This window comes from Geomonas propionica (assembly GCF_016458235.1).
In the GTDB taxonomy this organism is placed as follows: Bacteria; Desulfobacterota; Desulfuromonadia; order Geobacterales; family Geobacteraceae; genus Geomonas; species Geomonas propionica.
Map to the genome: position 1 here is coordinate 80,634 of NZ_JAEMHK010000008.1, position 14,570 is coordinate 95,203.

Below are 14,570 nucleotides of genomic sequence, written 5' to 3' on the forward strand. Positions count from 1 at the left end.
ATGAGTCGCTGCGCAGCCGGCCGGGGCGGTGAAAAGAGTGATAGGCGCGAGCAGTGATTTGATATAGTATTCGGTGCGCGACGGCAAAACATTAGAGCCACGCGTAGGGGAGCAAAGATAAAATGCTAGCAATCGGCAAGTACAACCGTCTGGAAGTAAAGAAACTGAGCGCCATTGGTGCCTACCTTGAGTCGGAACTGGGTGACATCCTTTTGCCGACCAAGTACGTCCCGGAAGGGCTGCACCACGGCGAGCACCTGAAGGTATTCGTGTACCTCGACTCCGAGGACCGGCTCATCGCCACCACGTTGGAACCGAAGGCCCAGGTGGGCGACTTCGCGCTCATGGAGGTCAAGGACGTAAGCCCGGTCGGGGCTTTCCTGGAATGGGGGCTGGAGAAGGACCTCCTTGTCCCGTTCAGCGAGCAGACGCGTCCCATGCAGAAAGGGGAAAATTACCTGGTGCGCGTGTACCTGGACCGCTCCGAGCGAATCGCGGCCTCTGCCAAGATAGGGAAGTTCCTGGAGAAGTCCGCAGCCGGACTCAAGGAGGGACAGGAAGTCGGGCTCACCTTCTACGAGTTCGGCGACCTCGGCGCCAAGGTCATCATCAACGGCCGCCATGATGGCCTGCTGTTCAAGACCGAGCTTTTCGGCAGGTACCGGGTTGGCGACACCGCCCAGGGGTACGTGAAGAAAATCAGGAGCGACGGCAAGATAGATGTGACCCTCAGAAAGGGAGGGAAGCAGGACCTGAGCGGCGGGCGGGAGACGCTGTTGCGGGTGCTTGGCGAGCGGGGCGGCTTCCTTCCCGTGGGGGACAAGTCAGCTCCGGAACTGATCGCGGAGATGTTCCGGATGAGCAAGAAGAACTTCAAGACCGTGATCGGCAACCTGTACCGGGAAGGGGTAATCGAGATCACCAAGGAAGGGATCCGGTTGCGTTAACCTCCCCCTATTCTTCTTCCTGACAATGAAGAACCCCGGCGCCGTCGCGCGCCGGGGTTCTTTTTTTTACCTGCGGTCGCCAAGGAACCTGAGCAGCAAGAGGAACATGTTGATGAAGTCGAGGTAAAGGGTGAGTGCGCCGAGGATTGCGCCCTTGCCGCTGCTATCGCCCATCTGCTTGATCCGTTGCGTATCGTAGGCGGTAAGGCCGGTGAAGACGATGATGCCGCACAGGCTGAGGACCCAGTTGAGCATCGAACTGTGCAGGAAGATGTTCACGACGGAGGCGATCACCACCCCGACCAAGCCCATGAACAGGAAGCTCCCCCACGAGGAGAGATCGCTCCTGGTCAGGTAGCCGTAGAGGCTCATGGCGCCGAACATCCCGGCGGTGACCAGGAAGGTAGAGGCGATGGAGGTGTGGGTATAGGCAACGAAAATGGTGGACATGGTGATGCCGTTTAAGGCCGCGTAGAGCAGGAAAAGCATGCTGGCCGTGGCGGCACTGATCCTGTTGATGGCGCCGCTTATGGCCACCACCAGCCCCAGTTCGCCGAACAAAAGGGCATAGAAGAGGATGCGGTTGCCGAGGATCGCCTGCAGAAGGGCCGGTGTGGATGCGGTTATGACGGAAACGAAAGCGGTGAGCAAAAGGCCGCCGCTCATCCAGCCGTACACTCCTCTCATTACTCCGCTATTGACCACGGTGACGGTTCGGTACTGTGTCTGATATCTTTCCATGCCATGCTCCTTTGATTGCGTCTGCGGCAGAAGTCCTGACCGGTCGCAGTTTTTCAGTAATTTGATCCTTTGTTTATAACATGAAGCGGGGTTGCCAGTCAGAAAAATAAGCATCTGTACGTGAATGTGCAAGGGGTGGTGTACAATCTACTTCCTATATTTTGGTGCGACTACGGCACCGCTGTGTGGCGTTACTGCGCATTGACCAAAGGAGGATCCATCATGTTGAAAAAAATAGCCATCATTGCCTGTCTTGCTAGGGTTTCGGCCTGCTGCGCGGGGCCCATCCACGTGGTAGCCGCCGACTAACGGCACGGGCGGCAAGGTGCCTGCCCCCCCTGCCGCCCGTTGCAACAGCTCCCCCACCCTTCCCTTTCTCCCGCCCCGGTCCTGTCGGCACCGCGCGGGGGCTTTCTCTTTTCTTATTTCGCCCTTTCGTACTGCAACGGCCAGGCAAGCTCCACTCCCAGGACCTTCGCGGCATGCAGCGGCCAGTACGGGTCCCGCAGCATGGCGCGCGCCAAGAATACGGCGTCGGCCAACCCGGTGGCCACGATCTGCTCGGCCTGGACCGGCTCGGTAATGACGCCCACCGCGCCGGTCGGGATGCCGATCTCGTTCCTGATGGCAGTGGCGAAGGGTGTCTGGAAGCCGGGGCCGAAGGGGGGCATGGCCTCGGGGACCATTCCCCCCGATGAGCAGTCGATCAGGTCGATGCCAATATCCTTCAGTGCCCGGACCAGGTAAAGGGTCTGCTCCAGGTCCCACCCCCCTTCCATCCAATCCGTCGCCGAAACCCTGACGAACACCGGCAGGTGCACGGGCCAGATCTCGCGCACGGCCTTGGCGACCCTGAGCGGAAAGCGGCAGCGGTTCTCGAGCGAGCCCCCGAAATCATCGCTGCGTTGGTTGGAGAGCGGCGACAGGAACTCGTGCAGCAGGTAGCCGTGCGCCATGTGGATTTCGACGACTTCGAAGCCTGCCTCGATGCTGCGTCGAGCTGCGGCTGTGAACTGGCCGAGCAGCGTTTCCAGGTCCTGCAGGGTCGCTTCCCGGGGGACCACCGGCTCCTCCTGGGAGAAGGGAACCGGGCTCGGCCCAATGGTCTGCCAGCCGCGGTGCTTGGCGTCGACCGGGCGTCCTCCCCTCCAGGGAAGGTCGGTCGATGCCTTGCGGCCGGCGTGGGCGAGTTGGATGCCTGGGACGGCGCCCTGCGCCTTGATGAAGCGGGTGATGGGGGCAAAGGCGGCGGCATGTTCGGCACTCCAGATGCCGCTGTCGTCAGGCGATATGCGCCCCTGCGGCGTGACCGCGGTCGCCTCGACCATGACCAGCCCGGCCCCGCCTACCGCGCGGCTGCCCAGGTGCACCATGTGCCAGTCAGTGGGGAGCCCCTCCTTGCTGGAATACATGCACATGGGCGAGACGAAGATGCGGTTTCTGAAGACCAACTCGCGCAGGGTAAGCGGGGTGAAAAGGATGCTCATGCTGGGAAACCTCCTGAAGCTGGTGTGATGTGGCAGGTCTGTGTCTGCGGCAGTTTAGCAGGCATTGTCATAACTGCAACGAGACACGGGAGCGTTGCTCATGATGATGGCAACGGTTCCGGCTGGCACTGCGGACAGTAGAAGGTGGATCGGTTGCCGAGCCTTCCCCTCCGGATTGCGGTAGCGCACTGGCGGCAGGGAAGCCCTTCCCTGCCGTAGACGTAGAGCTGCTGCGGGAAATAGGCGAGCTTATCCTCGGCTTTCCGGAAATCCATGGTGGCGCGCCCCGCCGCGATGGAAGCGGAGAGGGTTTCCTTGATGGCGGCGACCAGGGCGACGCAGTCGGCCCGACTCAATTCGCCCGCCGGGGTGTCCGGGTGCACCCGACAGCGGAAAAGGCTTTCGGCGGCGTAGATGTTACCGATGCCCGCCACGACCGCGCTGTCCATCAGGAAGCGCTGCAGGGCTACCTTCCTGCCACGGCTCAGCCGGTCCAGGTAGTCCGCCCCGAAGGCGTCGGTAAGCGGTTCCGGCCCGATCTTCTTGAGCAACTGGTGCTGCATCGGGTCGGTTCCCGTAAAGTGGATCGAGCCGAACCGGCGCGGGTCGTTCAAGCGGAGCACGAGTCCGGAGTCGAGCCGCAGGTCAAAATGATCGTGCGGACCCGGCGCGATCGAGGCTGGCACCAGGCGTAGATGGCCGGTCATGCCAAGGTGCAACAGCAGCGAACCCGCAGCGCAGGTGAGGATCAGGTACTTGCCGCGGCGCTCGACACAACGGATGGTCTGACCGATGAGAAGATCGGAGAGCCCCTCCGGGACCATGTTGCGCAGTTTGGGAATGCGCAGATCGACCGACGCGATGCGCGCACCGGTCAGGTGGTCCTGTATCCCCAGGCGGGTGACTTCGACTTCGGGTAACTCAGGCATGGTCGTTTCCGGCTACTTGTCCAGGGGCATAGGGCTACAGACGTTGTCTTCGGAGTTGGCCTCCGCGCCGCAGGTGAAGCAGACCACCGTTGGGTGGTTGGTGAGATGAGCGACATCTTCCAGACGCCCCCCACTTTTGAGCATGCAGATGTGTCCGGTGTGTTTCGCACCGCAGTGACAGGTATCGGTGGCTTCCATATGATCCCCCTTTGTTTGATGTATCCCTCATTACTACTGCAAAGCCCCTGCGGCAGTCAACTCCTAGGTCGCGCATTGTCACGGTGACTGACATTGCCATACGCCTAGCGACATTATTTTTCTATAATTTGTAGTTGCTATTTTTGATATTGTGTTTATATTAGAAAAAACTATCCCTGTGTCTGTCCTGGCGGTCAGCCTGAGACAGAAGATGAGCACCGGGGAGGTTGGTTATGCGCTTGGTCAAGAGATTGTCCAAGGGGGAGCGTATGAATCTATTGTCGCAGGCAAACCAGGTTACCCATCACAACGACAGCGCTACCCGCACCTGCATCGGCGGCGGCGCTCTCGGGGTATCCGAACCGGTATTGCCTCCCCTTGCCTACGAGCAGTTGTTGCGCAACATGTTTCGATCTGCTCCCCTGGGTGTTTACCAGACCGATCCCGACGGTTACCCCCTGGTTTCGGCTTCCTTCTGCTCGGCGGACCCCGGTGAAGCCGGCACCCAACGGGTGAGGTACCTCAACCCGCAGGAGCGCAAGGCTCTGGCTGCATCCTTCCAGTGTGCCATGGCGGCCGGACAGCAGTGGCACCAGCAGTTCCAGTACCGTTTCGCCGATGGCGCCGTGTGCCGACTGCAGGCGGTGGTGGCACCGTTGCGTGGCGCAGATGGTTCCCTGAGTGGCTACCAAGTCTGCACCATGGAAATTACCGCGCAGTACCAGGCACACCAGGAACTCGCGCTCAGCGAGGACCGCCATCGCGTCGCACTGGAGGCAGCGGAACTGGGGATCTGGGACTTCAACGTCGCGGCAAACGACTGCTACTTCAGCCCCTTTTGCTACCACATGCTTGGTTACAGCAGTGGGCAGATGCAGGTGCGTCTGGAGGATTGGACCAACATCATCCATCCGCAGTACCTCGACACTGCGCGCCGGGTGTTGGAAAACTGCATCAGTGGCGGGATCGAGAAATTCGAGCTCGAGTTTCGCCTGAAGACCAACGAGGGGAAATGGCATTGGTTTCGCTGCACCGGCAAAGCAGCCGAGCGCGATGCAAGCGGCAAGGCCTGCCGCCTGGCGGGGACCCTGCTGGACATAAACCAAGCCAAACTCATGGAGCACCTGCTGCAGATGGAGCACGGCCTGCTGAACCTGATCACCGCGACCAGTCCGGTGGGAATCATGTTCATTGAGTCCGACGGCAACATCACCTTCGTCAACCCCAAGGCCGAGCGGATCCTGGGCCTGACCAAGCTGCAGATGGCGCACCGGGAGCCCCCGGTCATCGACACCATCTTCTCCGTTGAATCGGAATCTTCCAGCGATGCCGAGCTTTCCCTGGGGCAGGTCCTGGAGCAGGGACGGTGCCTGCTACAGTCCACCTTCGTTTTTAACCGTGCCGACGGCGGCCGCGCGGTGCTCTCCATCAGTACCGCCCCCTTCCTGGACCCCGCCAGCACTGTGAGCGGTACCGTGGTGACGCTCGAAGACGTGACCGAGCAGAAGACGCGCGAGCAGGTGATGGCCGACAACGACCGCCTGCTGCGGGAAACCCAGAGAATCGCCCAACTGGGGAGCTACGTCCTCGACATCGCCCATGACCACTGGGTCTGTTCCAGCAAGCTCGAGGAGATCCTCGGGGTCGGCGCCGCCTATCCGAAGACCATGCAGGGACACTTCGACATCGTGCACGAGGACTTCCGGGACCAGTTCATCGACAGCTACCGGGCCGCGATCAACAACAACCGCCCCTTCGAACACGAATACAAGATCAGAAGACATAACGACGGCGAGGAGCGCTGGGTGACCGAGTGCTGTGAGCTGACCTGGGACGCCGCTTGCAAGCAGGCGCGCATGATCGGTACCATCAAGGACATCACCGAGAGAAAGGCCGCCGAGGAAGCGATCCGCAACCTCAACGACGAACTGGACCGCCGGGTCATCGAGAGAACCTCGCAACTGGTTGCCGCGAAGAAAGAGATAGAATCTTTCAGTTACTCGGTTTCCCACGACCTGCGCGCGCCGCTTAGGCACATCAACAGCTACAGTGCCATCCTGGTGGAGGAGCACGGCGAGTCCCTGCCGGAGGAGGCGCGTTACTACCTGGAGCGTATCTGTACCGCCAGCAACAGGATGGGGAAGCAGATCGACGACCTGCTCGCCCTGACCCGGGTCGGGCGCACCATTATGAAAAAAAACACCTTCAACATCAGCCAGTTGGCCGCCGACGTGGTCGAGATGCTCAGCGAGGAGTCCGAAAATGCGCCGGAGTTCGTGGTTCAGTCGGGGATCAGCGCCTACGGCGACAGCGCCCTGGTGCGGCTGGTGTTGCAAAACCTCCTGGGCAATTCCGTCAAATACTCCTCCCGCAACATGTCCCCGCGTATCGAGTTCGGCCAGACCCTCGTCGCCGGGCGGCATGCCTTCTTCGTCAGGGATAACGGGGTCGGCTTCGACATGGCCTACATCGAGAAGCTGTTCCAACCCTTCCAGCGCCTGCACGGTTCCGAGTTCGAAGGGACCGGCATCGGCCTCGCCACGGTGCGCCGCATCATCGAGCGCCACGGGGGGAGCATCTGGGCCGAAGGAAAAGAGCACGAAGGGGCGACCTTCTACTTCACCCTCTCACACCCCCGCAAGGCCGATCCCGCCTCCCGCTGAGACCCTCGCCACACGCGCTGCCCACTGACGTGGGGATCTCGCCATTCTGCACGCCGTTCCCCTTCCTTTTTCCAATCTTAAAACATTGTCTGCCGCAAAGCCATAGCAGCGCCGAAGTATCCGGTGAATGCACAGCGCCAGAACCCATGCAACAATTCTGGAATACGCTAACCCATCAGAAAACTATGGGGGATCGCAGGGCTGAGGCGAAAAAAGGAATTGTTATTTATACAAAACTATGTTTTAAATAATGACGAAACTGCGACTGACCGTACCGGTCTACGCGGCGGAGCAAAGGTATGCGAGTCTGCCTGCCGTCTATAAAAGTGAGGCGCCTATGAGGAAAACCTGCCAGATGGTGGAAAAGGCTTTGGTGGACGGGATGTTGAAGGGGGAGTTCAAGCCGGGGAGTCCGCTGCTGAGCGAACGGGACCTCGCGGAGCGTTTCGCGGTCAGCAGGACAACGGTGCGGGAGGCGCTGCTGAAGCTCCAGAACGCGGGATGGATCTCGGTGCAGCAGCGCCACGTCACCATCGTGAAGGATTTCTGGTCCCAGGGCGACCTTGAGATCCTCTCCTCCATCACCAGGAACAGCGACCCGTTTCCTTACGAGCTGGCCACCCACCTGCTGGAGCTCAGAGTCCAGTTTGCGCCCGATTACGCCCGTCGCGCGGTCGAAAACGATGCGGCAGGGTTGGCCGCTGTACTGCGCAAGGCTGAGAAACTACGCAACTGCTCCTCCGCCTTGGTCAATTTCGACTGGGAACTGCATCTGGCCATGGCCGTCATGTCCGGCAACCGCATCTATCCCCTGATGCTGAACAGTTTTTCCAGCGTCTACTCCAAATTGAGGTCCGGGCTTTTTTCCAAAGATAAGCATCGCTTGCAACTGCGTGACTACTACCGCGAGATGCTTGCTGCCGCCAACGCCGGCAACGCCCTGTTGGCCGAGAACATCACCCGCGCGGCCATGCTGATAAGGCTGAACGATTTCAAAATGTACTTCGGATCGCTCTCCCCTGAGTGCCCTGCCCCGGCGTAACCTGCGGCGGGCGCGTCAATTGGCCAGGGTAAAGTAGAAAGTCGCTCCCCCATTCACCTCCGCCTCAGCCCAGATCCTGCCGCCGTGCCGGTTGATGATGCGCTGCACGATAGCGAGACCGATGCCCAGTCCTGGAAACTCCTCCTCACGGTGCATGCGCTGGAACGGCCCGAAAAGCCGGTCGGCAAAGCGCATATCGAAGCCGGCGCCGTCGTCCCGGACGAAATAAACCACTTCATCCCCGTCCATCCGGCTGCCGATTTCAATGGTGGCGGATTCCTTCTTCGCGGTGAACTTCCAGGCGTTCTCCAGAAGATGTTCCAGCGCGGTCCGCATCAGGACCGCGTCCGCGTGCGCGGGAAGCCGCTGCGGCACCTTGAAGGTCACCTTTCTGCCCGGGTCCCCTTCCCTGACACAGGCCACGTAGCTGTTCGCCATCTGGCTCAGGTCGATGTTGAGCGGGGTCATGTCCTGGCGTCCGATCCGCGACAGCGCGAGCAGCGCGTCCACCAGTCCCTCCATCTTGCGCCCCGCACGCACGATACAGTCCAGGTAGCTATGCGCGGTAGGTTCCAACCCCTCTCCGTAATCCTCGAGGAGTGCGGTGCTGAAGCCGATCAGGTGGCGAAGCGGGGCACGCAGATCGTGGGACACCGCATAGCTGAAGGTTTCCAATTCCCTTCCCAGGTTCTCCGCGTTGGCCTTTTGCCGGGCGAGGTCCTCATTGGCCCGTCGAAGCTCCTGCTGTGCCTGCGCGAGCCTTGTTTCGCAGTCGCCAGCGGACCTGGCCGGACCCGCGACCCCGTCCTGCCGCTCGGCTGCGAAATCTTTGCGCTGTCCGGTCATGCCCGCGCCGTCGCCAGGACTTTTCAGGATGCCTCCCTCGCTTGGCACTTCCATGTGTTCCTCCCGCTGCTTCTGGCATAGCCACGCTTAGAACTCTCTTAAAATCCATTTTGTCACAAGATGCAGCATTACACCACATAATAAGATACCATTTTTCGCTCTCAGCGACACCTATGACAGCTGGTGTGAACCACGCAGTGACTGTGAAAGGAACGGGCCGGTCCCGCAGTGAGGAACCGGCCCGAGGCAATGCCATGGTCGCCGTGGTCAGAAAGGATACTTCTCAGCCTCGATCACCGCCTGGGCCAGGGCCCGTTTGTCCTGCAGCAGTCCCGCCGCCTGGTAGCGCGTGAAACGCCGGACCGCCCCCAGAAGGACCGCCAGGGTGTCGCCTTCCTCGCTGTAGAAGGCGGCCTTGCGGGCGGCGCTCGCAGTCTTCTCGTTGGCGCCGAAGCAGAAGGTCCTGACCGCCGCCGTAACCGCCCTCCCCTTCGCCTCACTCAGGCGCGGCAGGATCTTCTCGGCGCGCAGCACGGCGCTTTCCATCGCGAAGATGTTGATCACCACGTCGGCCAGCGCCATGAGCACCTCCTGCTCGTCCTTGATCGCCGCCTGGTATTTCTGCGCCGCTGAGCCCGCCACTACCAGGAACAACTGCTTGAGACCCGACAGGAGTGCTTTTTCCGCTGCGAACGGGGCGCTGTCGTCGGATTCGTCGAAGGAGGGGGTGGTGAGGGCGTCCAGCGCCTTCATAGCCTCGCGCTGCAGGGGGATTTCTCCTTTCAGGGCCCGGGTGAGCAGGGTACCCGGGATGAGCAGCCGGTTGATCTCGTTGGTCCCCTCGAAGATGCGGTTGATGCGCTCGTCGCGGTAGTAGCGCTCGGCAGGGTACTCCTGGATGAAGCCGTAGCCGCCGTGAATCTGGACCACCTGGTCCGCAACGAACGCGAGCATCTCCGAGCAGAATACCTTGGCGATAGCGCACTCCATCGCGTATTCCTCAATCCCTTTCTGGTATGCGTCGTAGTAGTTGGGGGTCTCCTTCGGGATCGTGGCCAGCCGGTCGTCGATGAGCCCGGCGAGGCGGTAGACGAGGGATTCGGAGGCGAAGATTTCGGCGGCCATGTCCGCCAGCTTCTCCTGGATGGCGCCGAAGGATGCGATAGGGCGGCCGAACTGCTTTCTCAGCACGGCGTACTTCACCCCGTCGGCGAGGGCGAACTTGGCGGAGCCGGTGACCGCCGCCCCAAGCTTGAAGCGGCCGATGTTGAGCACGTTGAAAGCGATCTTGTGCCCCTTGCCGATTTCCCCCAGCACGTTCGCCACCGGCACCTTGACGTTGTCCAGGATCACCTGGGTGGTCGAGGAGCCCTTAATGCCCAGCTTCTTCTCCTCCGGCCCGATGCTCACCCCTTCCATGGTCCGCTCCACCAGGAACGCGGTGAAATGCTCGCGGTCCACCTTGGCGAAGACGGTGTAGAGGTTGGCAATGGAGCCGTTGGTGGTGAACTGTTTGGTGCCGTTAAGCAGGTAATGGCTCCCGTCGGCAGAGAGGGTGGCGCTCGCCTTGGCGCCGAGAGCGTCGCTGCCGGAGTCGGGCTCGGTAAGGCAGTAGGCCGCGACCCACTCGCCGCTGGTCAGCTTTTCCAGGTAGCGTGCCTTCTGCTCCTCGGTGCCGTAATAGACCAGCGGCAGCGTGCCGATGCCGCTGTGGGCGGCGTAGGCGACCGAGAAGGACCCCGAGCCGGAGATCTTTTCCGCCGCAAGCATGCTGGTCGCCTTGTCCAGTTCCAGGCCGCCGTACTCTTCCGGGACGTCGATCATCAACAGCCCCAGTTCGCCGCAGCGCCGCAGCAGTTGCACCACCTTGTCGAAATTCTGGTGCTCGATCTCCTCGCGCGCCGGAATCACCTCATTGGCCACGAACTGCTCGGTGGTGGCACCGATCTGGCGCTGCTCGTCGCTGAAATCCTCCGGGACGAACACCTCGTCCTTGCCGGTCTCAGTGATCAGGAACTCCGCTCCTTTGAATATCCTTGCTGCCATGACACACCTCTTAAGTTTGTAGTGGGACGTGCCCGGTTCAGACCAGCTCGAAAATGCCCGCCGCGCCCATGCCGCCGCCGATGCACATGGTGACCATGCCGTAGCGCGTCCCGCGGCGCCTCATCTCGTGCAACAGGCTCGCGGCAAGCTTGGTCCCGGTGCATCCCAGCGGGTGCCCGAGCGCGATGGCGCCGCCGTTCACGTTAACCCGCGCCGGGTCGAGCCCCAGTTCCCCCAGGCAGGCGAGCGTCTGCACGGCGAAGGCCTCGTTGAATTCGACCAGTTCGATCTGGTCCTGGGCGAGCCCCGCCATCTTCAGCGCCGCGGGGACGGCCTCCACCGGCCCGATGCCCATGATCTCCGGCGGAACCCCCTTCACGGCGAAAGAGACGAAGCGCGCCAACGGCTTCATTCCGGTCCGCTTCAGGAACTCCTCCGAGACCACCAGCGCCGCTGCGGCGCCGTCGGTCATCTGCGATGAGTTGCCCGCGGTAACGGTGCCGTCGACCTTGAAGGCCGGCTTGAGCCTCGCCAGGGCCTCCAGGGTGGTGTCGCCGCGCACGCCGTCGTCGGCATCGACCATTTCCTCCTGGCACTGCATCTTCCCCTTTTGCAGCGCGCAGTGCCGCGCCGGCACAGCGACCGTTTCCTCTGCAAAAGTCCTCTCGGCCAGGGCGCGGGCCGCCTTCTGGTGGCTCGCCAGTGCGAAGGCGTCCTGGTCCTCGCGGGAGATGGCATATTTCTGCACCAGCCGCTCCGCCGTGATCCCCATCGAGGCGTAGGTTTCCGGCCAGGATCCGACCAGCCCCGGGTTGGCGCTGTACTTGTTGCCACCCATGGGAATCATGGACATGCTTTCCGTCCCCCCGGCGATGATGCAGTCGGCAAACCCCGCCATGATGCGGTCCGCGGCCGAGGCAATGGTCTGCAGTCCCGATGAGCAGAACCGGTTCACGGTCTGGCAGGGGACCTGATATGGAATGCCGGCCTTGAAGGCCGCGATGCGCGCCACGTTCATCCCCTGCTCCCCTTCCGGGAAGGCGCAGCCGATGATGATGTCCTCGACCAGCGCCGGGTCCAGGCCGGTCCGCTCGACCAGCCCTTTGATGGCGGTGGCGGCCAGGTCGTCAGGACGGACATCCCTCAGTTTCCCTTTGTAGGCCTTGGTGGCCGGCGTGCGTACCGCTTCAACGATATATGCTGCTCGCATGGCGTTGCTCCTTTTGCTGTTCGGTTGAACTTGGGAGGAGCTTCGTTCCCCCTCCCCGACCCTCCCCCTCCTGGGGAGGGAGTAGGAAATTAGTTCCTGAGCGGCTTCCCTTTCTTCAGCATGTGCTGGATGCGCTCCTGGGTCTTCTTCTGGCCGCAGAACTTGAGGAAGGTTTCCCGCTCCAGGTCCAGCAGGTATTCTTCGCTGATGATGGTCCCCGCCGGGACGTCCCCGCCGGTGATGACGTCGGCTATGCCTGCGGCGAGGTAGTGATCATAGGCGGAGATGAAGCCACCCTGCTCGAGGTTCCACAACTGGGTCTTGATGCTGGCGGCGATGCCGCGTCCCGGCGCCTTTACCGCCGCCTCAGGCCTGCCGGGACGGTAGTTCGCGGCAAGGGATATCGCCTTCAGCTTGGCGTCGTAGATGCGACGGTCCAGGGCTAGGGTAATGCCGTCGCCGGGGCGCATGAGCCCCATGTACATCAATTCCGTGGCGGAGCTGCTCATCTTGGCCATGGCGATGTTCTGGTAGTTCTTCAAGAGAAACGGCGTAACGTCGGCGCCGTTGGCCTCGGCCAGCCGGATGGCCCGCAAGGCCATTTCCTTGGTGCCGCCGCCGGCCGGGATCAATCCCACTCCGATCTCGACGAGCCCCATGTAGGTCTCGGCGTGGGCGTTGATGGCGTCGGCATGCAAGCAGGTCTCGCACCCTCCTCCCATCACCAGGCTGTGGGGGGCGGCGACCACCGGGATGCCGGAGTACTTGATCGCCATCATGGCGCGCTGGAACGATTTCACGGTGAGGTTCAGGTCGTCCCAGGCGCCTTCGGCGCAGGCCATGGCGATCAGCATCAGGTTTGCCCCGGCGGAGAAAAGGCTCCCCTCGTTGGCGATCACCATGCCGAGGCCGTCGGATTCGCTGCGGCGCAGCCCCTTCTGGATCATGGCCAGGGTGTCGCCGCCGATGGTGTTCATTTTGGAGTGGAACTCGAGGCAGAAGATGCCGTCGCCTATGTCGATGAGCGAGGCAGCGGAGTTTTGTTCCGCCACTCCACCAGCGCTCTTCAGCAGGGTGAGGGAGATCTGGCCGCGGGTGGTCGGCACCTCGCGGTATTTTCGGTCCGCGATGCTGTAGAAAAAGCGTTTCCCCTGCTCCACGCGGTAGAAGCTCTCCACCTCGCGCAGCCACTGCGGAAGCGCCACGCCGTCCCGGTCGGCACGCGCCACGAAGGAGGCGACGCCCAGGGCGTCCAAGAGCTCGAACGGGCCGAGGTCCCAGTTGTACCCCCACTTCATGGCGTTGTCGACGTTGACCACATCATCCGCGATCTCGGTGAGGCGCTTTGCCGTGTAGATCAAGGTGTCGCGTAGCGTCCTCCAGGCGAAATCGGCCGCTTTGTCGGTGCCGGCAAGAAGGGTCTTGACCCGGAGGCCCGGGGCGTCGATCTGCTTCGCCGCCCCAACCGAAGCGAATTTCGGGGCGACGCACTCGCGGTAGGCGCCGCTCTCGGGGTCGTAGCAGGACTTGACGCTGTTGCCGTCCACGTTCTCCCGCTTGAAGAAGCCCCCCTTCCCTTTCTTGCCGGTCAGTCCCTCGGCGACCATGCGACGCGTGCTTTCCGGGACCCGGAACAATTCCCGCTCGTCATCGTCAGTGAGCAGCTGGTAGCTGTTGTCCATGACCCGCACCACCGTGTCGATTCCGACCAGGTCCCACAAGGCGAAGGTGCCGGTCTTGGGACGGGCCATGGCCTGCCCGGTGACGACGTCGACCTCCTCGACGGTGAGTCCCATCTCCACCATGTGGCGCCAGGTGGCGGCGCCGGCATAGGTGCCGATGCGGTTGGCGATGAAGTTGGGGGTGTCCTTGGCGAACACCACCCCCTTGCCCAGCCGCTTGTCCATGAAGGCGGCCATGCTGCGCAAAAGGTTCGGGTCGGTCTCGCTGCAGGGGACCATCTCCATGAGGCGCATGTAACGCGGCGGGTTGAAGAAGTGAGTCACCATGAAACGGCGCCTGACATCCACCGGGAGCGCCTGCGCCAGTTCGTTCACGGAAAGTCCGCTGGTGTTGCTGGAGAGAATGGCGTCTGCGCTGAGGTTCGGGACCACTTTGTCCTGGAAGAGGCGCTTTTTCACCTCGAGGTTTTCCAGCACCACCTCGATGACCCAGTCGCACTCCTTGAGCCGGTGGCTGTCGTCGTCGAAGTTGCCGGTCTCGATCCAGGCGACGTACTCCGGCGCGTACAGCGCGGCAGGCTTGCTCTTGGCGAGGGCCGTCAGCGCCTGGTCGGCGATCAGGTTGCGCTGCGCTTTTTCCGACGCGACCGCCCCCTTGGCCTGTTCCGGCACCATGTCGAGCAGCAGGACCTCTATGCCAGCGTTGGCCAGGTGCGCGGCGATGGCCGCTCCCATGACTCCGGCTCCCAACACGGCGACTTTCTTCATCTGTCTCATCA

Annotated in this window: 11 protein-coding genes; 3 read left to right on the plus strand and 8 right to left on the minus strand. The window is 62.0% G+C overall.

The annotated features are described in order from the left end of the window. The first annotated feature begins 122 nt into the window (after nucleotides 1-122). The gene (locus JFN90_RS11925; protein WP_199395341.1) at nucleotides 123-947 is read left to right on the plus strand and encodes a CvfB family protein; all 825 of its coding nucleotides are present in this window, start codon (nucleotides 123-125) and stop codon (nucleotides 945-947) included. Nucleotides 948-1,013: 66 nt separating this feature from the next. Here JFN90_RS11925 and JFN90_RS11930 read toward each other — a convergent pair whose 3' ends face one another. The 4 genes from JFN90_RS11930 to JFN90_RS11945 all read right to left on the minus strand — a co-directional run bounded on the left by JFN90_RS11930 (nucleotide 1,014) and on the right by JFN90_RS11945 (nucleotide 4,302). Continuing rightward, nucleotides 1,014-1,688, minus strand: a complete 675-nt coding sequence (locus tag JFN90_RS11930; RefSeq protein ID WP_199395342.1) for a Bax inhibitor-1/YccA family protein — start codon at nucleotides 1,686-1,688, stop codon at nucleotides 1,014-1,016. 422 nt (nucleotides 1,689-2,110) lie between these two features. Further along, entirely contained in the window at nucleotides 2,111-3,175 is a 1,065-nt protein-coding gene (locus JFN90_RS11935) for an NADH:flavin oxidoreductase/NADH oxidase (protein WP_199395343.1), read from the minus strand. Between the two features lie 98 nt (nucleotides 3,176-3,273). Next, the gene (gene mutM / locus JFN90_RS11940; protein WP_199395344.1) at nucleotides 3,274-4,104 is read right to left on the minus strand and encodes a bifunctional DNA-formamidopyrimidine glycosylase/DNA-(apurinic or apyrimidinic site) lyase; all 831 of its coding nucleotides are present in this window, start codon (nucleotides 4,102-4,104) and stop codon (nucleotides 3,274-3,276) included. Nucleotides 4,105-4,116: 12 nt separating this feature from the next. Beyond that, on the minus strand, nucleotides 4,117-4,302 hold the full coding sequence (locus JFN90_RS11945; RefSeq protein ID WP_199395345.1) for a hypothetical protein: 186 nt from the start codon (nucleotides 4,300-4,302) through the stop codon (nucleotides 4,117-4,119). Between the two features lie 269 nt (nucleotides 4,303-4,571). On the opposite strand from JFN90_RS11945, the gene JFN90_RS11950 reads away from it, so the two are divergent. Together JFN90_RS11950 and JFN90_RS11955 are read left to right on the plus strand one after the other, a co-directional pair. Then, nucleotides 4,572-6,965: a PAS domain-containing protein gene (locus JFN90_RS11950; RefSeq protein WP_199395346.1), complete on the plus strand. Its 2,394-nt coding sequence runs from the start codon at nucleotides 4,572-4,574 to the stop codon at nucleotides 6,963-6,965. Between the two features lie 337 nt (nucleotides 6,966-7,302). Next, complete coding sequence (locus JFN90_RS11955) at nucleotides 7,303-8,007, plus strand: GntR family transcriptional regulator (protein WP_199395347.1); 705 nt, start codon at nucleotides 7,303-7,305, stop codon at nucleotides 8,005-8,007. A 15-nt stretch (nucleotides 8,008-8,022) separates the two neighbouring features. On the opposite strand, the gene JFN90_RS11960 is transcribed toward JFN90_RS11955, so the two are convergent. From JFN90_RS11960 to JFN90_RS11975, 4 genes are all read right to left on the minus strand, one after another. Further along, complete coding sequence (locus JFN90_RS11960; RefSeq protein ID WP_236018973.1) at nucleotides 8,023-8,907, minus strand: sensor histidine kinase; 885 nt, start codon at nucleotides 8,905-8,907, stop codon at nucleotides 8,023-8,025. Nucleotides 8,908-9,120: 213 nt separating this feature from the next. Then, nucleotides 9,121-10,899, minus strand: coding sequence for an acyl-CoA dehydrogenase family protein (locus JFN90_RS11965; RefSeq protein WP_199395348.1), 1,779 nt, complete (start codon nucleotides 10,897-10,899; stop codon nucleotides 9,121-9,123). A gap of 37 nt (nucleotides 10,900-10,936) precedes the next feature. Continuing rightward, the gene (locus tag JFN90_RS11970) at nucleotides 10,937-12,109 is read right to left on the minus strand and encodes a thiolase family protein (protein ID WP_199395349.1); all 1,173 of its coding nucleotides are present in this window, start codon (nucleotides 12,107-12,109) and stop codon (nucleotides 10,937-10,939) included. Nucleotides 12,110-12,198: 89 nt separating this feature from the next. Next, nucleotides 12,199-14,568 carry a 3-hydroxyacyl-CoA dehydrogenase/enoyl-CoA hydratase family protein gene (locus JFN90_RS11975; protein WP_199395350.1) on the minus strand — a complete coding sequence of 790 codons (2,370 nt, stop codon included), beginning with the start codon at nucleotides 14,566-14,568 and terminating at the stop codon, nucleotides 12,199-12,201. Nucleotides 14,569-14,570: the final 2 nt, after the last annotated feature.